This window comes from Syntrophorhabdaceae bacterium (assembly GCA_035541755.1).
Lineage (GTDB): Bacteria > Desulfobacterota > Syntrophorhabdia > Syntrophorhabdales > Syntrophorhabdaceae > PNOF01.
On record DATKMQ010000126.1, the window covers coordinates 1 to 24,750 of the forward strand.

Annotated in this window: 25 protein-coding genes and 1 tRNA gene; 11 read left to right on the plus strand and 15 right to left on the minus strand. The window is 51.1% G+C overall.

Features of this window, described 5'->3' with window-relative positions:
• From VMT62_12745 to VMT62_12800, 12 genes are all read right to left on the minus strand, one after another.
• Nucleotides 1-745: GTPase (locus VMT62_12745; protein HVN97289.1), on the minus strand; the 745-nt coding region annotated here is incomplete at its 3' end.
• Nucleotides 746-848: 103 nt separating this feature from the next.
• Nucleotides 849-1,406 (minus strand): aminoacyl-tRNA hydrolase, encoded by a 558-nt coding sequence (gene pth, locus VMT62_12750; protein ID HVN97290.1) that lies wholly within the window; start codon nt 1,404-1,406, stop codon nt 849-851.
• Between the two features lie 8 nt (nt 1,407-1,414).
• Nucleotides 1,415-2,086, minus strand: a complete 672-nt coding sequence (locus VMT62_12755; GenBank protein HVN97291.1) for a 50S ribosomal protein L25 — start codon at nt 2,084-2,086, stop codon at nt 1,415-1,417.
• 18 nt (nt 2,087-2,104) lie between these two features.
• Nucleotides 2,105-3,043, minus strand: a complete 939-nt coding sequence (locus VMT62_12760; GenBank protein HVN97292.1) for a ribose-phosphate pyrophosphokinase — start codon at nt 3,041-3,043, stop codon at nt 2,105-2,107.
• Between the two features lie 25 nt (nt 3,044-3,068).
• Nucleotides 3,069-3,140: transfer RNA gene (locus tag VMT62_12765), tRNA-Gln, on the minus strand.
• A 5-nt stretch (nt 3,141-3,145) separates the two neighbouring features.
• Nucleotides 3,146-3,418, minus strand: a complete 273-nt coding sequence (gene spoVG / locus VMT62_12770; GenBank protein HVN97293.1) for a septation regulator SpoVG — start codon at nt 3,416-3,418, stop codon at nt 3,146-3,148.
• On the minus strand, nt 3,399-4,274 hold the full coding sequence (gene ispE, locus VMT62_12775; protein HVN97294.1) for a 4-(cytidine 5'-diphospho)-2-C-methyl-D-erythritol kinase: 876 nt from the start codon (nt 4,272-4,274) through the stop codon (nt 3,399-3,401). The genes spoVG and ispE overlap by 20 nt, the downstream gene beginning before the upstream one ends.
• 37 nt (nt 4,275-4,311) lie before the next feature.
• Nucleotides 4,312-5,793: an Rne/Rng family ribonuclease gene (locus VMT62_12780; protein HVN97295.1), complete on the minus strand. Its 1,482-nt coding sequence runs from the start codon at nt 5,791-5,793 to the stop codon at nt 4,312-4,314.
• Nucleotides 5,783-8,113, minus strand: coding sequence for a TIGR03960 family B12-binding radical SAM protein (locus VMT62_12785; protein HVN97296.1), 2,331 nt, complete (start codon nt 8,111-8,113; stop codon nt 5,783-5,785). Before VMT62_12785 ends, VMT62_12780 begins: the two co-directional genes overlap by 11 nt.
• Nucleotides 8,114-8,155: 42 nt before the next feature.
• Nucleotides 8,156-9,517, minus strand: coding sequence for a phosphomannomutase/phosphoglucomutase (locus VMT62_12790; GenBank protein ID HVN97297.1), 1,362 nt, complete (start codon nt 9,515-9,517; stop codon nt 8,156-8,158).
• A 9-nt stretch (nt 9,518-9,526) separates the two neighbouring features.
• Entirely contained in the window at nt 9,527-10,468 is a 942-nt protein-coding gene (locus VMT62_12795) for an ROK family protein (protein HVN97298.1), read from the minus strand.
• Nucleotides 10,469-10,472: 4 nt separating this feature from the next.
• A complete protein-coding gene (locus VMT62_12800; protein HVN97299.1) occupies nt 10,473-11,267 on the minus strand; it encodes a DUF72 domain-containing protein in 795 nt (264 codons plus the stop codon).
• Between the two features lie 264 nt (nt 11,268-11,531).
• Here VMT62_12800 and VMT62_12805 point away from each other — a divergent pair, with 264 nt between their 5' ends.
• The gene (locus VMT62_12805; protein ID HVN97300.1) at nt 11,532-12,182 is read left to right on the plus strand and encodes a TIGR00730 family Rossman fold protein; all 651 of its coding nucleotides are present in this window, start codon (nt 11,532-11,534) and stop codon (nt 12,180-12,182) included.
• Here the strand turns inward: VMT62_12805 and VMT62_12810 are convergent.
• A complete protein-coding gene (locus VMT62_12810; GenBank protein HVN97301.1) occupies nt 12,177-12,929 on the minus strand; it encodes a tRNA (adenine-N1)-methyltransferase in 753 nt (250 codons plus the stop codon). The genes VMT62_12805 and VMT62_12810 overlap by 6 nt on opposite strands.
• 132 nt (nt 12,930-13,061) lie before the next feature.
• Here VMT62_12810 and VMT62_12815 point away from each other — a divergent pair, with 132 nt between their 5' ends.
• Both VMT62_12815 and VMT62_12820 read left to right on the plus strand, forming a co-directional pair.
• A complete protein-coding gene (locus tag VMT62_12815) occupies nt 13,062-13,433 on the plus strand; it encodes a hypothetical protein (protein HVN97302.1) in 372 nt (123 codons plus the stop codon).
• Between the two features lie 8 nt (nt 13,434-13,441).
• Complete coding sequence (locus tag VMT62_12820; GenBank protein ID HVN97303.1) at nt 13,442-14,116, plus strand: Smr/MutS family protein; 675 nt, start codon at nt 13,442-13,444, stop codon at nt 14,114-14,116.
• A gap of 132 nt (nt 14,117-14,248) precedes the next feature.
• Here VMT62_12820 and VMT62_12825 read toward each other — a convergent pair whose 3' ends face one another.
• Nucleotides 14,249-14,599: a hypothetical protein gene (locus VMT62_12825; GenBank protein HVN97304.1), complete on the minus strand. Its 351-nt coding sequence runs from the start codon at nt 14,597-14,599 to the stop codon at nt 14,249-14,251.
• A gap of 148 nt (nt 14,600-14,747) precedes the next feature.
• On the opposite strand from VMT62_12825, the gene VMT62_12830 reads away from it, so the two are divergent.
• Entirely contained in the window at nt 14,748-15,455 is a 708-nt protein-coding gene (locus VMT62_12830; GenBank protein ID HVN97305.1) for a cytochrome c biogenesis protein CcdA, read from the plus strand.
• A gap of 79 nt (nt 15,456-15,534) precedes the next feature.
• Nucleotides 15,535-15,960 (plus strand): rhodanese-related (seleno)protein, encoded by a 426-nt coding sequence (locus VMT62_12835; protein ID HVN97306.1) that lies wholly within the window; start codon nt 15,535-15,537, stop codon nt 15,958-15,960.
• Nucleotides 15,961-16,094: 134 nt separating this feature from the next.
• Here the strand turns inward: VMT62_12835 and VMT62_12840 are convergent, their stop codons facing one another.
• Nucleotides 16,095-16,445: a hypothetical protein gene (locus VMT62_12840; GenBank protein ID HVN97307.1), complete on the minus strand. Its 351-nt coding sequence runs from the start codon at nt 16,443-16,445 to the stop codon at nt 16,095-16,097.
• A 167-nt stretch (nt 16,446-16,612) separates the two neighbouring features.
• Between VMT62_12840 and proC the strand changes: the two genes are divergently transcribed.
• From proC to VMT62_12870, 6 genes are all read left to right on the plus strand, one after another.
• Complete coding sequence (gene proC, locus VMT62_12845) at nt 16,613-17,413, plus strand: pyrroline-5-carboxylate reductase (GenBank protein HVN97308.1); 801 nt, start codon at nt 16,613-16,615, stop codon at nt 17,411-17,413.
• Nucleotides 17,410-18,066 carry a protein-L-isoaspartate(D-aspartate) O-methyltransferase gene (locus tag VMT62_12850; GenBank protein ID HVN97309.1) on the plus strand — a complete coding sequence of 219 codons (657 nt, stop codon included), beginning with the start codon at nt 17,410-17,412 and terminating at the stop codon, nt 18,064-18,066. The genes proC and VMT62_12850 overlap by 4 nt, the downstream gene beginning before the upstream one ends.
• Nucleotides 18,054-18,929 (plus strand): sigma-70 family RNA polymerase sigma factor, encoded by an 876-nt coding sequence (locus VMT62_12855; protein ID HVN97310.1) that lies wholly within the window; start codon nt 18,054-18,056, stop codon nt 18,927-18,929. The genes VMT62_12850 and VMT62_12855 overlap by 13 nt, the downstream gene beginning before the upstream one ends.
• A 7-nt stretch (nt 18,930-18,936) precedes the next feature.
• Complete coding sequence (gene murJ, locus VMT62_12860) at nt 18,937-20,433, plus strand: murein biosynthesis integral membrane protein MurJ (protein ID HVN97311.1); 1,497 nt, start codon at nt 18,937-18,939, stop codon at nt 20,431-20,433.
• Between the two features lie 156 nt (nt 20,434-20,589).
• Nucleotides 20,590-21,345: a hypothetical protein gene (locus tag VMT62_12865; protein HVN97312.1), complete on the plus strand. Its 756-nt coding sequence runs from the start codon at nt 20,590-20,592 to the stop codon at nt 21,343-21,345.
• A gap of 116 nt (nt 21,346-21,461) precedes the next feature.
• On the plus strand, nt 21,462-24,750 hold a 3,289-nt coding region (locus VMT62_12870), incomplete at its 3' end, for an alpha-amylase family glycosyl hydrolase (GenBank protein ID HVN97313.1).

Below are 24,750 nucleotides of genomic sequence, written 5' to 3' on the forward strand. Positions count from 1 at the left end.
TATCCTCGAGCAAAGCGATGTCCTGCTCGAGCTTGCCCGCGATGTAGACGACCGTTCGGCCTCTCTTGCGCGCGAGGTCCTCCAATTCGCGAATCGGTGTTTTATCAAGCCGGCCTTCATCGATGTTCGCCACATAGAAAAGGGGCTTTGACGCGATGAGGTTGAAGGAGCGAATAAGCTGCCTTTTATTTTCGTCGTACTGATCGTTATCGATGAACGAGCCTTTCTCGAGCACTTCTCTGACTTCCATGAGCATGTCATGCTCAGCCTGGTTCTTTTCCTTGGATATCTTTGCAAGCCTTTCGATCTTTTTGAGCCTCTCTTCGACGATCTCGAGGTCTGAAATGACGATCTCCGTTTCCACGATGTCGATATCGCGTACTGGATCCGTATGTGCGTAGACGTGGGGAACATTCTCAGTTCCGAAACAGCGTACAACGTGGGCGACAGCATCTACATTTCTGATGTGGGCGAGGAATTTGTTGCCGAGCCCTTCTCCCTTGTGGGCATCCTTGATGAGGCCTGCGATATCGACAAATTCTATGGTGGTGGGCACCACCTTGTCCGGTCTCACGATAGCTGCGAGACCTGCGAGCTTGTCATCAGGTACCGGCACCACGCCGACATTCGGTTCGATAGTACAGAATGGATAGGGCTGACAGGGGACCGAAAGCGCAGTGAGCGCGTTGAAGATCGTCGATTTACCCGAATTAGGGAGGCCGATAATACCGCAGCTAAAACTCATACTCACACCATATTTTTCGCGCCTGACCTGTGGGGGTAATGGCCACAGGCAAATATCTGAAACAGATACCGCAGGGCCGATTGCCTTCCCGTTTCCGTGTCGCTTACTCCTGCCCTTTCCGGTTATAGATGCTCATAGCCCTGGCGCTGCCGTCACGGACGAACGTATTGAGGGCTTCAGCGGCGGTATCGAGGGCTTCGTTAAGTGCCTCGAGTTCCTCTCTCTCAAACCGTCTCAAGACGTATTCCTCGGCTGCCATGGCCGGATTTCTTCCGATTCCTATCTTTATCCGATGGAACTCAGCCGAGCCTAAGCGTTCTATAACGGACCGGACACCCTTGTGCCCGCCGTCCCTTCCGTTCCACCGAATGCGCACCTTGCCGAACTCCATGTCGAGATCGTCGTGGATGAGCACGAGATCGGCAATGTCGATATTCATCTTTTGTATGAGCTTTGAGAGGGGCTCTCCAGAGAGGTTCATGTAAGTTTCGGGTTTTGCGAGGATCAGGCCCTGCGTGAGCCCGATCCTGCACCCGGACTGTTTCTTGTTGAGAGGGATATTAAATCGTTCGGAAAAGCGGTCTATAACGAGATAGCCGATGTTGTGTCTCGTATGCACGTATTCGGAACCCTTGTTTCCGAGACCACACAGTAAGTACAAAAAAACCTCTATCCCTTCTTGTCTTCCTTCTTTTCCTCTTTCTTGTCTTCCTTCTTGTCTTCTGCCTTCTCTTCGCCTTCCTCAGCGGCTGCAGCTTCTTCAACGACCGGTTTCTCTTCCACAACCGGCGGAATGACCGTTACGATGGCTACATTGGGGCCTTCGAGAAGTTTTACGCCCGGGATCGAGATCTGACTCACGTGGAAGGAATCGCCGATTTCGAGTTCCGATATATCTACGGCGATCTCCTCAGGAATCTGCGTGGGCAGACACTCGACTTTCATGGACCTCAAGTGCATTTCAATGATTCCGCCATCAATCTCACCCTTGGATTTTCCCTTGAGATGAATGGGAATTTCGACCTCGATAGTCCTTTCCATTGAGACCTGGAGAAAATCGATATGGAGGATCTTATCCCCGAGAAATCCTCTCTGGACTTCCTTCACCATAACGGGCCTGTTCTCCACGGTCTTACCGCCGGTAAGCTCCATATTGAGAATCGCGTTTCTGCGCATCTGTTTTCCCAGTCGTTCCCAATCTTTTGTTGAGATAGTGATGGAAACAGGCTCCAGCCCCCTTCCGTACAACACGCCGGGTATCTTTCCTTCGTTGCGGAGTTTTCTTGCCACTCCTTTTCCCTTCGCATCCCGTTTATCTGCCTTGATTAATATTTGCTCCATTGATAATCCTCCTGAAACCTATATAAATAATGAACTGACTGACTCGTCGTTATGAATCCGCTTGATAGCCTCACCGAGAACGGGCGAGACATCGAGCGTCTTTATCTTCTTTGATTTCCTGGCTTCTTCCGAGAGAGGGATCGTATTGGTGGCGATCATCTCGGCAAGCGGAGAATGAATGATTCTTTCCACGGCGTTTCCTGAAAGCACCGGGTGGGTACAACACGCGTAGACGGCGTGAGCGCCGCTTTTCATGATAGCCTCGGCCGCCTGAACGATGGTCCCGCCCGTATCGATCATGTCATCGAGGAGGATGGCCGTCTTCTTTTTGACGTCGCCGATCACGTGCATCACCTTCGAGACATTCGCTTTTTCGCGCCTCTTATCGATGATCGCAATAGAAGCATTGAGTCGTTTGCCCAACTCGCGGACCCTTTCTACGCCCCCTGCATCGGGGGAAACGACCACGATCTCATCTTTTATCGTCTTTTTCAGGTAGTTGAATTGGACCGGTAACGCATACAGGTGATCCACCGGTATGTCGAAGAAGCCTTGAATCTGTCCGGCATGGAGATCCATAGCAAGTATCCTCGAAGCGCCTGCCACAGTGATAAGGTTCGCCACGAGCCTCGCCGAGATGGACGTCCTGGGGAAAACCTTCCGGTCCTGGCGGGCGTACCCATAGTAGGGCATAACGACCGTTATCCTGCCCGCGGAAGCCCGTTTCAATGCATCGAGCATGACGAGAAGCTCCATGAGGTTTTCGTTCACCGGCGGGCACGTGGGCTGAACCACAAACGTGTCCATGCCGCGCACGCTTTCGTCGATCTCCACCTGGACTTCACCGTCGCTGAAGTGGCTCACTTTTGCCTTGCCAAGCCTCACCCCGAGGAACTTGCAGATCTTTTGCGCCAGTTCCGGATTTGCATTTCCGGTCAGTATTCTGAGTTTGTCCAATTTAAGTCTCCTCAAACAATAATTTCTGGGGCGGGAGGATTCGAACCTCCGAATGCAGGCTCCAAAGGCCTGTGTCTTACCGCTTGACGACACCCCAATCTTCTATCCTGCTGGATCCGCCTTATTTTGCACTTTCTCGTAAGCCTTCAGTACATTGGCCTCGATTACCTGTCGGGTCTCTTTATTCAATGGATGGACAGTGTCCCGGTATGTGCCATCCTTCATTCTTTTGCTCGGCATAGCGACAAAAAGTTTATCGTCCCCTCGAATCACTTTCAAATCCCGCACAATAAAACACTTATCAAAGACAACCGACGCGTAGGCTTTTACACGATCTTCATTAATCATGATAATCTTAACATCCGTAATCTCCATAAATATCATCCCTCCCTGCTGATATACTATGAGTTGTAAAAACAGCGCCTACGTTTTCAATCAATCGGGAAGCCTTGCGCGCATCCTCCATACTCGCAAATATCCCGAAGACTGACGAACCACTCCCGCTCATCAAAGAACCCAGAGCCCCGGCTTCTTTTAATCTATCTTTGATAGTCCTGATTTTTGGACACATTGTTATTCCGATTTGTTCAAGATCATTTTCCAGACTACCCGCAATATCACCTATGTTTTTGAAATTACCCATCAATTTAATATTATTTTCGTCTCTTGTCAACACGATTTTTAGCTTCCCATAGACCTCTTTCGTTGATATGACGGCCTCCGGATAGACCACAACATAAAAGAGGGGAGGCAGATGAACGGGGGTTATGATGTCACCGATGCCCTCCATGATGCACGACTTGCCGAATACAAAGAGGGGCACGTCGGCCCCCACCTTTTTGCCCAGTGCCATTAATTCTTCATGCGAGACCGGAAGGCTCCACAGAGTCGAGAGGGCCTTGAGAACGGTGGCCGCATCGCTGCTCGGTCCACCGAGACCGCTCCCGATGGGTATCTGTTTTTGCACGTAAATACGGACTCCTTGGCGGATCGAATAGGTCTGTTTCAAGAGTCTTGCGGCCCTGAACATGGTATTTTGTTCGTCTTCGGGCAGGATCCCTTTGTCGTCTTTAACGATAATGTGGTCGAAATCGAGCTCTTCGATGGTGATCGTATCGTAGAGTGAAATAGGGTCTACCAGGCTGAAAATATTGTGGTATCCGTCCGGTCGTTTGGATAATACCTTGAGGATGAGGTTCACCTTTGCCGGTGATAAGAAGCGTTGTTTCATGGCGGGTTGGTGACGGCCGATAACACGGTCGGTTGATTCACTTCACTCCTTCAAGGCTGAACTTGTCAACACTGTATGCCGGATCGGCGATGAGATTGACTTTGGTCTTGTACGTGCTCTCGATATATTCCAGGGAGTTCTTTTCCTCTTCGTAGAGAAGGTCTGCGACTTCAGGGGACAGGTGAATGTTCACTATCTTCCCTTCACCCTTCTTACACGCGCTCGTCAGCTCTCTTAAGACCTCATAACAGACAGTGTGCCTTGATTTGATGTAGCCTGAGCCTTCACAGTTCGGGCACGTTTCCGAGAGAAGGCTCACTATGTTGTGTCTGGTACGCTTTCTTGTGATCTGAACCACACCAATCTCGCTTATCGGATATGCAAACGTTTTGATTCTGTCTTTTTTTAAGGCTTCCACAAGCGTCTGAAAGACCGTCTCCCTCGATTCCTTTCTCTCCATGTCGATGAAATCAATTACGATGATACCCCCGATATTTCTGAGCCTTATCTGATAGACGATCTCCTTGACCGCCTCAAGATTCGTTCTCAGTATGGTATCCTCAAGGTCTTTCCTGCCCAGGTATTTGCCCGTATTGACATCGATGACCGTCAGGGCCTCGGTATAATCGAGTACGATGTACCCGCCGGATTTGAGCCATATCTTCTTTTGCAGGAGTTTCGCCACCTCGATCTCAATGCCGTATACCTCAAAGATCGGGTCTTTTTCATTAAAAAGCACCACTTCGCATCCTTCTTCAGGCAGATACTCTTTGATGAATTGTTCGAGTTTACTGTAAACAAACTCGTCATCGACGATGATCCTCTTTAGATTGTGGGAGTGCACGTCCCGGATGACTCTGAAGATGATGCCCATCTCCTGATGCAGAATCGCAGGCGCGCGCTGGCCTTTTGCCTTTTCTTGAATGCTCTCCCAGATTCTCAGCAGAAAGTTGAGGTCGGAGCCGAGCTCCTCGGCAGCCTTTCCTTCCGAGGCGGTGCGGGCTATGATTCCATAGCCGGGCGGACACAGCTGCTTTAAAAGCGCAGCAAGTCTCTTTCTCTCCTCCTCGTCCTCTATCCTGCGGGACACCCCGATATGATCTGTAGCCGGCATGAGCACAAGAAGCCTTCCCGGCAAGGTTATCTTGGAAGTGACCCGGGTTCCTTTTTGACCGATCGGCTCCCGCGAGACCTGGACCATGAGCTCCTGTCCGTCTTCAAGCACCCCTTCTATACGCTCACCGCGCTCTATCCGATAATCAGAATCATCGTAGTCTTCATACATCATTTTGTCGAGAATGATGTCACCGACATAGAGGAAGGCTGATTTCTCAAGACCGATATCCACAAACGCCGCGTCCATGCCGGGAACGATCCTTACCACTTTGCCCTTATAGATACTGCCGACCATGCTGTGATCGTTCTTCTTCTCTATGAAGAACTCGACGATGACCCCGTTTTCAAGAAAGGCTATTCTCGTCTCATTAAAGGTTACATTAATAATCAGTTCAGACGTCATAAATCCTGCCGGCCTCTACCTTTATAATCCGTTCAAATGTGCCGCGTGCCCCCAGGTTTTTCACCTTTTTCCCTCTCCAGAGATAGAAGAACCTTGATTTGCTGCGCTTCCACGGGACAAACTCCCGCGCCATATCCTTTTCGGTCACGAGAAGGAATATGTATTCTTTTACCATATCCGTTAAAGCCCCTTCAACAACGTCTTTCACTTTCATGCCGAGCGGCATGGCACGGTTTATCTTCTCGAGTGTCTTCGGGTCCTGAGCCACGTCTTGCGCGGTCTCAATCTCGATGAGCTCGCACGTACTTTCGATGCCGATGGGCAGGGCGTCGGAAAGCGCAATTTTGGGCAGAGGATGGTATTTCCCGTGAGTGTTGATTGTTATGCCTGCCGCCCGTATCGCCCTTAAGAGAATGTTCATCGTGTCAATATGGCCTATATAGCGGGCATCAGAGCACTTGGTATAGCGGAAGGTAAACCTTCGATGAGGCTTAGGACTTAAACTCAGTGGGCTCGCGTCAGCGGGCGCCACACCTACTTCCAAAGCGGGGAAAGAGCGGCCGGAAGTCGAAGAATCGAGGCTTAAGGGACGGCGCAGCCCTGCCACGCGCATTGGGCTACCCTTCTTTCCGCATGAAAGGCCGCACCCCGCGCAGGCATTAAGACAATCCGGCGTTGCCTCCCCTGTTTGCGCTTTCTCGAGCTCTTTTTCCAGAAAGGACGCTTCCGTGCCCATTTGAACGAATGACCAGGGCAGCGATTGGTCGTGGTTTCTTGCACCAAGATATGAACTCATGTCCATGTCGTTATTACGAAACCACTCTTCGTACGGCCCGAGTGAAAAGAACTCCCTCCATGCTTCGAGCCTCGCACCTCGCCTAGACAGAAACTCGAAGAGTCCGGAGATTTTTTCATCGCCCCTCGACACGATGGCTTCCACCGTGCTCACGTTTGTGTCCCGATAATTGACTTTTACGCCTCTGCCTTTCAAGACTCTCTTGATAAGCATCATCTTTTCGTTGAGTGTGGCCTCGTCCTCCATGGGGAGCCATTGAAAAGGGGTATGAGGCTTGGGAATAAAGGGGGAGACGGAGAGGTTGATGTCCATACCTGCCTCGCGAAAAGGGGCGAGTAGTTCCCTGATACCCACAAGATCCTCTTCTTTTTCCCAGGGAAATCCGACCATCAGATAGAGCTTTAACCGTCTCCAGCCGAATTTCTTGAGAAGGGGTAGCTGTTCCGTCAGATGTCCGACGTCAATGTTCTTATTGAGCCTTAAGCGAAGCGCATGTGTGGGCGCCTCAAGGGCGAAGGTAAACCCCGTTCTGGCTATATGACCGATTGCGGCTATCTCCTTGTCGCCGATGCTCCCTATTTTTAGCGAAGGAAGAGAGATGGATACGCCGGGATGATATGTCTTCACATAATCGATGACCTGGAAGAGCACGCTGTAATCGCCCGAGCTTAAGGAAAGAAGGGAAATCTCCTCGTAGCCCGTAGTAGCCATAGCCTGATCAATAATGTCCGTGACGCATCCCAAAGAGCGTTCCCGGTACGGCCTGTATCCGAATCCGGCTAGACAGAACCTGCATCCGTTGGCGCAACCCCTCGATACCTCAACGTTTAACCTGTTATGAACGCTGCCGACCGTGGGTATGGGAGGGCGCGCAGGATGATACGTTTTGTCGAGGTCTTTCATATAGACCCTGTTTACGGTCTTTTGGGGAAACCTCGGGGCATAGACGCCCTCGAACCTTCCCAATTCTTCTATTACGTCCGTTCTTTCGAGTCCCTTGAGCATCTTCATCGCTTTGAGCAGCTTGATGATCAGCTCGTCGGCCTCGCCCACAACGATGAGGTCGAAAAAGGGCTCGTACTGTCTCGGATTGAGCATCAGGGGCCCGCCTCCCACGACAATAGGACCCCCCTCTCTCTCGTCGGAGCGTATCCGGATGCCTCCGAGGTCGAGCATATTGAGGACATTCGACACATTCAGTTCGTAGGTAAGGGAGAACCCCACCATATCCATGGCGCTCAATGGCGTTCTTGATTCCAGGGTAGAGAGTGGAATGTTGTGTTCTCTGAGGTGCTTCTCCTCGTCGATCCAGGGGGCAAAACACCGCTCGCACCATACCGCCTCTACGTTGTTGGCGACTTCATAGAGGAGAAAATGGCCGAAATAGGACATGCCGATCTCATAGACATCGGGATAACACAGGGCGAACCTCACCTCCACGTCCTTTACGTCTTTCATGATCCTGTGAGGCTCGATGCCTGTATAGCGCGCCGGTTTCAGAATATGATTGGGGATTTTCAACATAGGAGGTCCTGAATTAAGGTCACGAGTTGTGGTCCTGCCTGTCTACGCGCCATGTTCCTTCATTACTCGCTTTAAGTCATCCGTGACCATAGTTTCAATCCTCTCGAGCGCTTCTTCCGTGGATGCTTCAAATCTGAGCACAAGGATGGGCTGTGTGTTCGAAGACCGGACGAGCCCCCAGCCGTCGTCGAAGGTCACGCGTACACCATCGGTATCGATGACCTTATATCTTGTTTTATAATATCGGGTGAGGTCTCGTACAATCTCGAACTTCACATTGTCGGGACAATCGATCCGTATTTCCGGCGTGGAGTACATCTTCGGCAGGTCGCTCAAGAATTCCGACACCGGCCTCTGATCGTGCTCCATAATTTCGAGAAACCTGAGCGACGCGTAGATTGCGTCATCGTATCCGAAGAATCTGTCCGCAAAGAAGATGTGGCCGCTCATTTCCCCTCCCATCAAGGCGCCCGTCTCCTTCATCTTTTGTTTGATGAGAGAGTGGCCCGCCTTCCACATGACGGGCTTACCTCCGTGTTTCTCTATATCTTCAAAAAGGTTCCTGGAGCACTTGACTTCGGAAACGAAGTAGGCGCCCCTGCTCTGTTTGAGGATGTCCCGCGCGAAAATTATCATGAGGTAATCGCCCCAGATAATGTTACCTTTCTCGTCTATCACACCTATTCTGTCTGCGTCGCCGTCGTAGCCGATACCCACGTGGGCCTTTTTTTCCAACACGGTCTTTCTCAGCACATCGAGGTTTCTCTCCACTGTAGGGTCGGGAAAGTGGTTCGGAAAACGACCGTCCATGGTGCAGAAAAGCTCGACCACGTCCTGCCCCATCTCCCTCATGATGGGCGCGCTTATCACGCCGCCTGTGCCGTTGCCTGCGTCGAGAACGACCTTGAAACGTTTGTTGAGTTTTATGTTACGCCGCAAAAACTCATAGTAATCGGGTACGATGTTCGCATATTGTCTGTACGCTCCCTTGCCCGTCCCAAATCGTTTCTTTTCTATGATTCTTCTTATTTCCTGGATCTGTTCGCCGAAGATTGTAGATTTTTCGAAAGCCACTTTAAAACCGTTCATCTCAGGGGGGTTGTGACTGCCCGTAATCATGATGCCGCCCTCAACATCGAGGTTGAAAAGCGAATAGTAGAAAAGACCTGTGGGTACGAGCCCCACGTCTATTACGTTGAGCCCACTCTCGACCATGCTGGCGACGAGCAGATCACGGTAATGTTCGGAAGAGAGCCTGCAATCGCGGGCCACAGACGCGACTTTCTTTCCCCGTGCGGCCATATAGGCAGCGTAGGCCCTCCCGATATTGGTTACCGTTTCATCGGTTAAGTCTTTCTCAACATTTCCTCTGATATCGTACTCCCTGAAAATCTCATTATTCATTCGGGGCTCCTATTCGTTGATGTATGCTACACCCAGGATGGCTGCTTCTTCCCCGAGGCTTGCCCGTTCAATCTTCAAGCCTGCGAGCGACGCGGACAGGGCCCTCTTCTTCAGGACCGCCTCCATCTCGGTGATGAGGTGCTTTGTCCCGTAAATCACGCCGCCTCCGAGCACCACAATCTCCGGGTTCAAGAGATTTACGAGGCTTGCCATGGCGGCGCCGAAATATTCAACGACCTCCTGCCAGATCTCCCTGCACAGATCGTCCCCAAGCATATACGCTTCCTCCACGAGGCCGGTATTGAGACGCTCGGTGTTTCCACCGATGAGATCGAATATCCTGCCCTTATAGCCCTCTTCAATCCTGTGTTTTACCCTGTCGATAACGTAGGAGCCCCCGCAGTATGCTTCGAAGCAGCCGTTGTTGCCGCAATTGCACCGGTATCCGTACGGATTGAGGATCGTATGGCCCACTTCAGCGCCCACATTTGAAGAACCCCGATAGAGCTTTCCGTCAATGATCAGACCTCCACCGATGCCGGTGCCTATAAATACACCGAGAACGTCGCGCGGTATCGCTTTCAATCCGAATTTCCATTCGCCGTAAGTGGCGGCGTTCACATCATTCTCCACGTATGTTGCTATCCCGAAGGTCTTTTCCATGTCGTCTTTGAGAGGCGCATTATGCCAGTTGAGGTTGGGAGAAAAGAGTATCATTTGAGACCCTTTTTCAATCTGGCCTGCCGTAGCGATGCCCACCTGCTCGATCCTGTCCAGCGAGACCCCGCCTTCCTTTATTGTCTTAAGCACCAGACGGATTATGTCCTCTTTTACACCGTCGTACCCTTTTTGCGTCTCAGTCGGAATCCTCCGCACAGGCGTCACCATGCCTCCCCGGTCCACGATGGCAGCGGCGATCTTTGTCCCGCCTATATCAATCCCTATTCTCATCCGGTCATCCCGTGATACCACCCGGTTTCTTATCGAGTAGCTCCGCCATCATCATCGCGTTCTTTGCCGCTTTTCCGGCATGACAGTTGTTAAAAAAAACAAAGGTCGTCGATGCCTGAGCGGCGATATCCTGGATAGGGGCAACGAACCGGCTCAGTTCTTGTTCCGAGTAGAGGTAGTCGTAGCGGACTTCCACCGGCTCCTTAAACCACGAAGTGTTTCTCCCGTGAAAACGGAAATAGCCCGTGCGAGACGTAAGCACCGGCGAGAAAGGAAGAAGTCCCTTGAGCTTGGGTTCGTCCACGATACAGTATCCGTAGCCAAGTTGTTTCAGCATATCCCAGTAACGCTCTGCCGACCACCTGGCGTTTCTGAATTCTACGATTGATTCGTAATCCGCTAATTCCTCTCTGAGCGTGCGCAGGTATCCGACATTCTCATCGCTCGGAACAAACATGAAGGGAAACTGGAAAAGCGATGCCTTGAGATTTGTCTTAAGCGGCGCCACACCGGCTCTAAAGCGTCGGCAGACCTCCTTCACGTTCTCGGTTCTTTCGTGCGTCATGGTCTTGTGCGCCTTGACCACAAAGGAAAAATCACGGGATGTCCTTTGTGCAAAAGACTCCATGGTCCTTTCGGAAGGCATCGAATAGTAGGTATAGTTGATCTCAAGGGCTCTGAACCCGAGGCTCTTTTCGTAGTAAGGCAGCATCTCGTGCTTCTTTATGCCCTGGGGATAGACCGTTCCCACCCAGTCATCGAAAGAAAATCCGCTCGTCCCGATCAATATTTGGCCCATGAGTTTTCGTTTGACATCGCTTTCGTATCTACATAATATATGTGGGTAGAGAAAATCTCAAGAAATAATGTCGGAAGCCCTTGCGATATATGGTTAACGGATGGTGTCGGCGTCTTGATGCCAAGCCTTTTTTACCTTGCCCACGGATGGCACGGTCTGTCTGAGACGTGAGCCTCGGGTCCCGCATTACGAATTTTGAGATTATTTCGCCGAAGGCGAGCCCTGAAAGAGACGGGTAACTAGTTCCCGAGAGGAGAGGAGTCCATGGAAAAACAATACGTGCTCGACGATATGACCCTCAAAGAGTCATGGAGGCTTTTTCATATTATGGCTGAGTTTGTGGAGGGGTTCGAGAATCTCGCGGAGATCCAACCTGCTATTACATTCTTCGGGAGTGCGCGGTGCCACAAGGGAGACGAGCTCTATGAGCATACCGTCGAACTTGCAAGGACGCTTGCGAAAAACGGCTTCAATATCATTACCGGAGGCGGCCCGGGCGTCATGGAGGCGGCAAACAAAGGCGCAAAGGAAGGCGGGGCAAAATCTGTCGGCATAAACATAGAATTGCCCTACGAACAGAAACCCAACCCGTACTCCACGATCAGGTTAAGCTTTCGATATTTCTTTGTCAGAAAGGTCATGTTCCTGAAGTACGCAATGGCCTACATCGTCATGCCCGGAGGTATTGGCACCCTCGACGAGTTCTTTGAAGCGTTTACTCTGGTACAGACAAAGAAGATGAAGCCTTTCCCTATTATACTTGTGGGATCTTCCTACTGGACGGGCCTCATAGAATGGATGAAAACGAACCAGCTCGACACAGGCAAGATCAGCAAAGAAGACCTGGAGATATTCCGGGTGATGGACGATCCCCAGGAGATCGTCGAATACGTAAAGAAGTTTGTGATACTATAACGGATCTATCTTGCGGGCGAATACGAGGTAACCGGTATGGGCGATCATTCTGTCCTGCGGGCGCACCCTTTCAGCCACCGTTTTGTATTTTCTGTGCATGATCTCCATGACTTCGATTTGACCGAAGCCCTTCTCCAATGCCTTGAGCAGCTCTGAAATCTGATTGGCCGTTGGAACGATCATACCTACGTAAGCCCCCTGGCTCATGAGACTTCTCACCTTATCAAGGCACGTCCAGGGTTCGCGCACATCGATGAATGCCGCGTCAAATCCGCCATCGGAGTATTCGTTTACATCCCCGTTCTTAAGTTCCACATTGGCCCATTCCCCGTATTTCTCTATGTTCTTTTTTGCGTTCCTGTAGTGTCTTTCTTCCTGCTCAAAGCTAACGATGCTCCCCTCAGGGCCTACAGCGTGAGAGAGGATATAGGTGAGGGCGCCGCTTCCCGTGCCCACCTCGAGGACTCTGGAACCGTTCTTTGCGTTAATCTTGAATGCTATAAAGAAGCTGTCTTTGGGAAATACGATCTGCGTTTCTCTCTTGAATGCGTACATCACCATATCTTCGACAGTCGGCTCATAGATCTCATATTCACCGATCCGTTCTCCATAGGCCCTGCCGATAATATCCGAGTAATCGAGTGCGCCCCCCTTGCCGTGAAAACCCTGGCCCTGGGTGACCCGTTTTAAGTATTTTCTGTCTTTATAGACGATCAGGACGAGACTATTATCACGGATGATACTCACGGTTTGCCCCTGTCGCAAAAAAAGAATGGCCTCCGATTCATCCGGTTAATCTATTACAGATGACAACCGGTTGTCAAAGCGTGCTTTTGCCCTTGAGATGATTATGGTCCGGAAAATGTGGTACATTTTACCATGGGCCAAAACGAGATACCGTGCGCCGACGATACGGCGTTTCACCAGCTTCAATTAAGGGGCATTGACTCAGGCGAGGGGGTCACAGTGGAGAGCCATATATTCCTTGTATCCCAGCTTCCCTGCTGCGCGCAGATAGCGCTTCCCTATTGGGCGAAAATCGCCGGCAGGATCAAAAGCGGGCTTGACCGGGACGTGCTCATCAGGGTTGTGGTGACGCTATTTGATAAATACGGCTCCGCGCTGTCAGACTACACCGATATGATTGCCCTGGATAAGGAAGAAAGAGGGGAATTCGAAGTAAAGCTCACTGAATATCATGACACGGCGGAAACGTATGCCATAGCCGTTTACGAAGCGGAACAACTGTAATACCTCCTATGAAAGAAGACCCAATAAACAGACCTTTTGTGAACCTTCCCGAATTACTGGCGGAACGTAAGATCGGCCTCAAGGCCTCGCCTGATCCTGCTCGAGTCCAAGCGGAAGCAAACGGAGCAGACGACACGGACATCCTTACCGAGGCCATGCGAGGTGTAAAAGTCATCCCCTCTGGCAAAGAAAGGATCACGGTAAAACGCGAACCCCGCCACATCCAGGCGACTGATTCACATAACTCAGTGAATTTACTGGAAGAAGCTCTTTCTGAGGGCGGCAATATCAATGTGACCAATCTGCCTGAGTATATGGAGGGATTTATAGATGGTACCAATCCGCTCACCATGGAAAAACTCAGAGGTGGCGAATTCTCGGTGGAGAAAACGCTCGATCTGCACGGCGCCTCCATGGATGGCGCCGCCGAGATGTTTCAGGTTTTTATGCGTGAAGCGATCCGTGAAGGGTTGCACTGTGTGAAGGTGATACACGGCCGGGGGCTCAAATCCAAAGACGCACCCGTATTAAGACAAAGCTTAAAGACGTGGATCATAAAGGCCATGCATCGCAAATGGATTCTTGCCTTCTCTAACGCAACCATGAGAGAAGGGGGACCCGGTGCGACCTGTATCCTGCTGCATAAGAGGCCGGCAAAGAAACGGATTCACATTATCGGATGAAATGGACACCGTGAGGCCGCCTGCCAAACCGTCCTTTTCGGCCTGAAACATGAGGCTTTCAGCGAACAAAAAAACAGAGAAACCCTCGCGGGTTCCCCTGTTTTTTTTCTGTTCTTCCTGCCTACGACCGCCTTACTTTACGTAGGAGACGCTCGTAGCGTAGTTCAGGTAATTGACTGATTTGTATTCGCCCTTTACCTTAGCGCCTATCTTGAGGCCTTTTGCGCGATTGTATTCCTGGTCAAACTTGGTGTAGTCGTCCTGAAGGGTGACATTACCCTTGGCGCCTTTGACCACAAAGCAGTGGCACAGAACATCGTGGCTTAGTACCGTGCCTTCAAACTCCATGCTTTTGGCCGCATCCATCTTCTGCTGAAACTGGGCTTTCAGATCCTGCAAACCGGCATCTCCCTGGGCCATGGCCGCGCCCGCAAACATAACCGTGAGCAGCAGCGCCATACAAACTACCAACACTCTTTTCATACTGAACCTCCTCCTTTAGATTTAGAACCTCTAAATGCAACATAATGATCGCCAGATATTCTTGTCAAGGGGGGGAGATATTCAATTGACAAGCTCCAAGGGAATGAATAGTATAGCCTATGGGATTTCTTCGGGAGAGGGTTGTTTGATGTCCTTGAACGGTATCATCGCTTTCACTTCAGGCATTCTCTCCTTCTTCGCGCCCTGCGTATTACCGCTTGTGCCCTCCTATCTCATCTTTATAAGCCGTGTCAGCATTGACAACCTCGAGGAGATGAAAACACTCAAATACAGGAGAGCGATGTTTCTGCATGCGGTCGTCTTCGTTTTGGGGTTCTCCTTTGTTTTTGTGGCCTTGGGCGTATCGTCTTCGATGATCGGTTACTTCCTCTCCACCTATCAGGGCTACATCTTGAAGATCGGAGGGGCCATATTGATCGTCATGGGCCTCTTTTATCTGAACATTATCAGGATACCCGTGCTTGACCAGGAAAGGGTTGTCCATCTCAAGGAAAAACCTATAGGCATCTTTGGCACCTTCTTCGTAGGGGTGACCTTTTGTCTGGGTTGGTCGCCCTGTATCGGTCCGGTGCTCTCGTCCATATTAATAATTGCGTCAACCGAAGGCAGTGCCTGGCGGGGTGTGTATCTGCTTTCCATCTATTCCCTGGGGCTTGCCATCCCGTTCCTCGTGTCCGCTGTTCTCTTTAATCGACTCTTAGGTCTCCTCAAGAAGTACGGTTATCTGGTGAGATACGCCGTAAAGATCATGGGCGTGCTCCTCGTCTGTATAGGGGTTTTGCTGATTACAGGACATTTTGGGAGGCTCAGTCAGTGGCTGGAGCAGATACTCTGAATCACCAAAGCGATGCGGTTCCTTACATATCTACCGTCACGCGTCATGTTACAGTGATACGGGTCAAAAGGAGGAAATAATGAGAAAGCTATGGCTTGCGGGATTAGTAATCTGTGGCCTGGGATTTCTTCAGACTGGCTACGCGGCAGAAAAGACCCTGGGGACGGAAGACGTACCGAGGATGGCCAAGGAACAATTGAAGACCATGCTTGGGAGTTCCGATCTCATTATCGTCGATGTAAGAAAGGCGGAGGATTGGGATGAAGCGAGCGTTAAGATCAAGGGGGCGGTCCGCGAGGACGCCCACAATCTCGGCGCCTGGATCGATAAGTATCCCAAGGATAAAACCCTGGTCTTTTACTGTGCCTGAGTGAACGAAGCCACGAGCGCCAGTGTGGCGCTGCAATTCATGATGCGAGGGTACAAAAAGGTATATGCATTGAAAGGCGGATGGGAGGAGTGGAAAGCAGCCAATTACCCCACCGAACCGAAAAACGTCAAGTAGTGGTTTTTCCATACTCGTCTCCCGGCGGCGGCATTGCCGGTTACATTGGGTCACAAATAAGGGGCGCCCGTCACGGCGCCCCCATCCTTTCCTTCTTCGCGTGTTCTCTATTCAGTTAACCTGTCGATTCCCGGCTATTTGGCATAGGAGATGTTGATCGCATAGTTAATGAAGTCGACTGTCTTGTATGTGCCCCGCACCTTGGAGCCGATGACAAGGCCTTTCGCCCGATTGTACTCCTGATCGAACCGCGCGTAGTCGTCCTGGAGCGTGAGGTTGCCCATGTTGGTTGCGAGAACGATACAGTGGCACATTACGTCATGGCTCAAAACCGTGCCTTCAAAGTCCATTGATCTGGCCGCATCGAGCCTGGTCATGAACTGCTGTTTTATGTCCTGCAAACCGGCATCTCCCTGGGCCATGACCACGCCTACAAAGCCAAAACACAACGCCAATACCATAAAACCTACCAACGCCTTTTTCATATCCAAACCTCCTGTGGTTTTTTTTAATCCTAAGAAAGCCTAAGAATGGTGGTGACCGCTGTCAAGGCCATGGCCCCAAAAGCCTTAAAGTTTTGGCAAAGGCGGGGCGCACTTTTGACTTTCAAAGGCCCCCCGTTATCTGTTATAAGAAAAAAGGAGGGAAGAAAATGGAAAAGATTGGAATTATCGGCCTTGGCAACATGGGCGAGTCTATACTCAAAGCCCTGCTCAGCACAGGGACAAAAAAGGAACGTCTTGTCCTCTTCGAAGTGAAAGATGATCGTGCCGGCCAGATGGAACAATTGTATGGCCTGAAATGTGCCGAAAGCGCTGCCGAGCTCGCGAGAAAAGCGTATTACATCCTCCTTGCCGTGAAGCCTCAAGACGCGAAAGACGCGATCCGCACGATCACCCCCTATCTTGACGATAAAAAAATTCTTATTTCCATTATGGCGGGTGTTACCACGTCAAACATCCTTTCGGTTACGGGGAAGCCGGTCAAGATTGTCCGGATGATGCCCAACATTTGTGTAAAGGTTGGCGAGGGTATTACAGGCATCACCTCGAATGCGGCCGTATCAAAAGAAGAACGAGAGACTATCCAGAAAATATTCGCTTGCCTTGGCGATTTTGCCGTGGTTACCGAAGACCTGATGGATGCCATCACCGCGCTTGGCGGAAGCGGTCCTGCTTTTTTTCTCCTCTTTCTGGAAGCTATGATCGATGCGGGTGTCAAGATAGGGCTTCCCCGGGAAAAAGCAAAAACCATATCGTTTCAGGTCGCCAAAGGTACATTAAAAATGCTCGAGGAGGAAAAGATTCACCCCACGGTCATGCGCGACATGATTACCTCTCCCGGCGGCACCACCATCGCAGGTATCTCGGTCCTTGAGGAGAGGGCCTTCAAAGGAAGTGTGATAGAAGCCGTGGAAAAGGCATGGAGGAGGGCAAAAGAACTTTCGTCATGACCACGATGAATTCTCAGGACAGCAAGCGGCAGTATATGGTGGAAACCCAGATCGTCGGCAGGGGGATCAAGGACCATCGGGTGATCGCGGCCATGCAGAAAGTTCCGAGACATCTCTTTCTGGACGAGGCACTCTGGCCGCAGGCCTATGAAGACCATCCCCTGCCCATCGGAGAAAAACAGACCATCTCTCAGCCCTATATGGTGGCAATCATGACCGAAGCCCTGAAACTGACAGGAAAAGAGACGATCCTCGAAATAGGTACGGGGTCGGGTTATCAGGCGGCGGTCCTCGCTCAGCTTGCCGAACAGGTCTATACCATAGAGAGAATTCCTGCCCTGGCCAAGCGGGCACGCAAGACCTTTGACGCGTTGCACTACAGAAATATCGTCGTCACCATCAGGGATGGCACAGCCGGCTGGAAGGAACATAGCCCGTATGACGGCATCATAGTAACGGCTGCAGCTCAGGCCGCGCCAAAACCTCTTCTTGATCAGCTTGCTCCGGGGGGCAGGCTCGTTATCCCCATAGGAGACGAATTTACGCAGGACCTCATGGTATACGAGAGGGTAGACGGGGGCGAATTCAGGGAAGAGAACTATGGCGGCTGCCGGTTCGTAAAACTCATCGGGGCATACGGGTGGAAAGAATAAAGAATAGCGATCAGGGTCCATCCTTTCAGGAAGATGCCGGCATTGTCGCGGAAAAGCTTTACATGAGAGACCTACGGCGGCTCCCTTTGCTCACGCTCGAGCAAGAGCGGGCCTGCGCGGAAGGGGTGACGAGGGGAGACCCTGAGGCTCGGCGTCGCATGATCGAGGCCAACCTGAGACTCGTTTTGAAGATCGCCAGACGATACGTGAATCAGGGGTTAGCGCTTCTTGATCTTGTCGAGGAAGGCAATATTGGTCTCATTAAGGCCGTTGAAAAATATGACCTCGCAAAGGAATGCAGATTTTCCACGTACGCCACGTGGTGGATTAAGCAGTCCGTAGAGAGGGCCATTGCAAACCATTCGAGGACAATACGACTTCCGGTCCACGTCTCGTCACGGGTGAACAAGATCACGAAGCTCGCGGACACCTACCTGGAGAAGGAAGGAAGGGAGCCGACTATCGAGGAAATCGCGCACGATACCGGATTTCGGATCGATTTCGTGGGGAATCTCTTCTCTATAGCCATGCGGACCTACTCCCTGGAGACGTTCATAGACGAGGAAAACAAACTGACTCTGGAAGAGGTTCTCGTGAACCCATCAAACGAAGAACCCCTTTCCATCCTCGAGCATACGAGGCGAGTGGAGGAGGTTGCCTCCTGGCTCGACACATTGACCGCTGATGAGCGAAAAGTCATCATGCTCCGGTTTGGACTCGATGGGGATGATCCACAGACCCTCGAAGACATAGGCAAGGTATTCGGCGTCACCAGAGAAAGGATACGACAGATAGAACAAAAGGCGCTTAACAAACTACGCAAAACAGTAAAGAGAAAGAACATTGGAACAGAGAGCCTCTGAAGAAACCGTGAGTCACAAAAAAGCCGCCGCGGATATCGTAAAGAGGGGTTCTGTTATTACCCTCATCACCCTTGTGAGCAGGCCAATTGGTTTCGTAAGGGAGGCGATCCAGGCCTATCTGTTCGGCGCAACCATGCTCGTTGACGCCTTTGTGGTGGCCTTTATTTTCCCCGAGTTGATTCAGACGCTCTTCGTTACGGGGGCCACAAGCGCCTTCCTTATCCCTGTCTGTTCCCGTTATGCCGACGATCCGGAAGAATTTTCCCGGATATACGGGACATTCATTAATCTTGCCATCCTCATCCTCGGGTTCATTTCCCTCATTCTCTTCTTTTGCGGCTCCCGCATCATGAGCATTACCGGATTCCCGCCGGAGACCAAAAAGGTGGCGGCCACGCTCTTTATCATCATGATACCTGTCATCGCCCTGCATGGTATCCTCTCGGTGCAGAAGGCATTTCTCAATGTGAAGTATCACTTCGCGGCGCCCGAAATGTCCGGCATCCTGTGGAATATTATCTTCATTGTCTCTGCCCTGGCCCTTAAAAGCAGAATCGGTATCTACAGCCTGGCCGTAGGCGTGAGCGTCGGTTCTCTCGCACAGGTGCTCATGCAGATACCGTGGCTCAAGCTCAACGGGATATCTTACCGTTTTACGCTCACCTTTAAACACCCCTCTGTGCATGAGGCAAAAAGACTTTTTACGGGTGCGCTTATCGCGACCTCCGTAGTCCCGATTAACAGTCTCGTCGATAAACTCATCGGTTCACACCTGCCGCCGGGTCAAGTAGCTTCTCTTGCATATGCCCTTCGCATCTTTATTCTTCCCTTCAGCCTCTTCGCCGTGCCTGTCTATACGGTGCTTTTTCCCACCGTGTCCCGGCTCTATCATCAGAGAGATTGGGACGGCATCCGTTCCCACATAGACAGTTCCATGGTGTTGATCTTCGTAACCCTCGTACCATCGACAATTCTTCTTTGTCTTGCCGGTGACGGTATCCTGAAGATCTTATACGAGCGAGGCGCTTTCATGGCGAAAGATACGGCGCTCGCTCAACGCGCCCTTTTTGGTTTCAGCATAGGCTTAATCTTTTACGGGCTTTCCATCTCTTTTGTACGGATATTCAACGCGATCCACGACGTAAGAACTCCTGCCATCGTAGGAATTGGATGCATCGCCTTGAACGCGATTCTCGATTACCTGTTGATGAAGCCTTTTCAAAACATGGGAATAGCACTGGCGACTTCGATCGCGTCCTTCTACAACTTTATGGTCCTTTATCTTGTATTGAAAAAGAGAATCGGGTACAGAATAGGCCGCAAAGGTTTGCGGGACATGATCAAATCTTTGGTGGCCGGTGTCATGCTTGCTGTTCTTGTCTATCTGACCGGACGTCTTTTCCATAATCCCTACATCTTTGTTTCGGTGAGCGCTTCTCTGGCCGTCGGCATCTACGGCATGTTCTTCCGCGATTATTATCGCATGTTCTTTCGTCGCTCATAATCTTACTTGTTGTGACAATTATCTTAGAAGATGCCCCCTTTTTATGGTAAATTAATCCCCATTATGTTCTCAAAGGATAATCTCACCCGGGAAAATATTGTTAATCACGTACGAAAGATCTACGCAGAGAACTACCAGGACAATGACCTAGGCGTCATGGAACGCGTATTGGATGATGTAATCGACCTGTTTCAGGGATTAAGAAAGGGGTACCAGGCGTGCGATACCCGGTATCACAACCTCTTTCATACGTTTCAGACAATCCCGCCCTTTGTTGAGATGATCGACGGATGGAACAGGAGTGGCGGCGTTCCCAAGATCTCGAAAGAGTATTTTAAGTTCGGCGTGATCGGCGTTCTGTTGCATGACACGGGATACATAAAGGCACAGGGAGACGATCAGGGGACCGGCGCAAAGTACACATTTACCCACATGCAGAGAAGCGTAGATTTTGCGCGCCGGTATTTGGAGGAATTGGGAGTGGAATATAGCATCATTCCCTGTATTCTCAACATCATCCGATGTACCGGCGTGACCCTGGATATGAACATCGAATTCCATTCCGAGGAAGAAAAACGCGTGGGCTACGCCCTTGGCACAGCGGATCTTCTCGGCCAGATGTCGGCGGAAGATTATATCGACAAAATTCCTGTACTCTACGATGAGTTTGCCGAGGCGTATCGTTTTGCGGGTATGGACAGGTTGAACGCACATAACTCTGCAATGCCGTTAAGCGCAGAAGACCTGCTACGGAGCACGCCTAAGTTCTACGAAGATATCGCCCTTGCCCGTTTCAAAATGATGGGTTCAATGCATCTATTCATCGGCTACCACCACGATGGTTCTCAGAATCCTTACGTGGAAGCTATCGAGAAGAACATCAATAAAATAAGGCAGACGGCCGGCACATAAGAAAGCTTGGCTGATCGCAAGCGCAAGATGGCCGAGAACTTCAAAGAGAAAGACGAGAACGCGCCGTGCAGGCATTGTTGACTAACAGGTTTTGCCTGTGTTAGCATCGTTTCACCATGACCGCTTCCACGATGCAAAAGGACGGGCAAAAGCCCTTCAGGGAATTTCACGTATCGAGGAAGACACGGGACAAATACGATTTCAACGAATCGCTCTTCACCTTAAGCGGTAATGTAATCTTCGCAAATTATCTGGCTGCCCGAACCTTTGCCCAAAAAATGAATATGAAGCGCGACCTTCTCAACTATCCGGAGCGGGCGGTAAAAGCGGGCCAGCTTATTGCCATGGGTCTTATCGATGAGATTCTCCACTACATCTTCGGTCTCTACATGGAACAATCGGAACCGGCGATCATGGAAGAGGCCATGGACTTCTTGTCTCAAAAGCTCGGGCGCGAGGCGCTCGAAAAGGCAATCCGCCGGTTCACCGACGAATTCCCGCCGCTTCACGTATACAGACGGGATATCGATATAGAGAGCTATTTGGATGGCGAAACCGCGGGTGTAAAAAACCGTCTGATAGTGCTTGAGGAGATGCTCCTCTTATGGCTCGCGAATACGAACCCCGCCTTTTCCCCTTTCTTCGAACTCTTTGAAGATACCTCGCTCAGGCAAAGTACGAAATATTTGAGTATCATCGAATCCCTGCGATCCTATTTTCAAACCAAGCCGTACTTCGGCCCCGAGCATCAGAACCTTGTCGATATGATGCGAAGCGCGGCAGTTGCTGCACCCCACTCCCTTGCCGGACAGCTCGAATATATCATGGAGCACTGGGGATATCTTCTCGGTAAGTACTTTCATCGCATGCTCAAGGCACTCGATCTGTTCAAGGAAGAAGAGAAATCGCCGTTTTTGGGTCCGGGGCCCGCCGAGGTATACCGGTATACGGGGCTTGAATTCGAAGCGGAACGCTTCACCCCCGACAGGGAGTGGATGCCGAGACTGGTGCTCATGGCGAAAAACATCTACGTCTGGCTCGATCAACTTTCCAAGAAATACGGACGGCTCATTTCCAAGCTTAACGAGATACCCGATGAAGAACTCGAGATCTTGCAAACAAGAGGTTTTACGGGCCTCTGGCTCATCGGTGTCTGGGAGAGGAGTCCCGCGTCCCAAAAGATCAAACAGCTTTGCGGCAATCCTGAAGCAGTGCCGTCAGCTTACTCCCTCTACGACTACCGGATCTCCGATGATCTCGGGGGCGATGAGGCATTCCAGGGTCTCAAGGAGAGGGCCTGGATGCGGGGTGTGAGACTCGCAAGCGACATGGTCCCGAACCACGTGGGAATCTCTTCGCGATGGGTCGTCGAACATCCCGACTGGTTCATATCGCTCGATCATAACCCTTTTCCCTGGTACGGTTTTAACGGCCCCGATCTCTCGCATGACGAGCGGGTTTCCATCCAAATCGAGGACCATTACTATGACCGTTCCGACGCGGCCGTGGTTTTTAGAAGAAGGGACCGATGGACAGGCGATGAACGATACGTCTATCACGGAAATGACGGTACCAGCATGCCATGGAACGACACGGCCCAGCTCAACTACCTGAACCCCGAGGTTCGCGAAGCCATGATCCGCACCATATTGCATGTGGCCCGTCAATTCCCCGTTATTCGTTTTGACGCGGCAATGACGCTCACAAAAAGGCATTACCAGAGATTGTGGTATCCTGACCCCGGCACCGGCGGGGCCATTCCTACGCGAGTCGAACACAGCCTTTCAAAGGAAAAGTTCGATCAGCTGATGCCCAACGAGTTCTGGAGGGAGGTTGTTGATCGCATTGCAGAAGAGGCGCCTGATACCCTTCTTCTGGCAGAGGCTTTCTGGCTGCTGGAAGGATATTTTGTTCGGACCCTCGGCATGCACAGGGTTTACAACAGTGCCTTCATGAACATGCTCCGGGATGAAGACAACGCCAAGTACCGTACGGTCATGAAGAACACCCTTGAATTTGATCCTGAAATTCTGAGGCGCTTTGTCAATTTCATGAACAACCCCGATGAACGAACAGCGGTTGATCAGTTCGGAAAGGATGATAAATATTTCGGCGTCTGTACACTCATGGCCACGATGCCGGGACTGCCCATGTTCGGTCATGGACAGATTGAAGGCTATGCCGAAAAATACGGCATGGAATACCGGCGCGCATATTGGGACGAGACACCCGATCAGTATCTCGTCGAGCGGCACGAACGGGAGATATTTCCGCTCCTCCACATAAGGCCGCTCTTTGCCGGTGTGGAGCATTTTCTGCTCTACGATTTTTTTACCGTGGACGGACGCGTTAACGAAGACGTCTTCGCCTATTCGAACAAATCGGACAACGAGCGAAGTCTTGTGGTCTTCAACAACCACGATCAAGGCGCCGCCGGATGGATACGAACGTCGGTTGCCTATTCTTCACGGGAGGAAGGGGCGGAGGCCAAAAGGCTTGTCCAGAAGACGCTTGGTCAGGGGCTCACTGTGACGAATGAGCCCGGTCACTTTACGATCTTTCGTGATCACATCTCGCATCTCGAATACGTGCGGGACAATAGAGAACTCGCTGAAAAGGGCCTCTATATCGAAGTCGGTCCCTACAAGTGCCACACGTTTCTTAACTTTCGCGAGGTGCGGGACAACGAGTGGCGTCACTATGCCATGGTTGCCGGATATCTCTCGGGTCGGGGGGTTCCGAGCATCGAAGAATCCATGCAGGAGCTTTTTCTCAGACCGGTTCACGAGCGATTGAAAGAGCTCATCAATGTCCGTATGCTCGAGAGGCTCTCTCAAACTGCACTTGAATTGAAAGAGACCTCAAGTAAGCCAACTACATCCGCGTTGATCGGAGAAATTGAAGAAAAAACCATGAACCTCATCCGCGAGATCAAACAATTCGCCTCGGCGGAAGGTGATGAAGCCCATCTCACGAGTCAGATCATAGCGAAGCTCAATGCTATGTTATCCGCACCACTGGTCCCCGAATATCTGCCGCCAGGTCGCCCGACAGCGGCTCATTTTTGTTGGCTCTTTGTACACGCGCTCGGGAAGATCACGAACGAGACGAGCGCTGTGAACGAGATAAGCAGAAGCTGGATTGATGAATGGATGCTCGACCGCATCATAACAGCGACGCTCAGCGAGCTCGGTTGTGACGACAAGGCCCTCTGGGAGGACCTCCTGCTCATCAGGATCTTCACGGCCCACCAGGGCTGGTATGCGAACGGGGAGGCAGCCGATGTCTACAGGCTTTTGGAGCCCTTTGTCAGTGACAGCGAGGTGCAGCGGTTCCTCAAGATCAACAGATACAAAGAGACGCTCTGGTTCAACAAGGAGACCTTTGAACTGCTCCTGTCCTGGA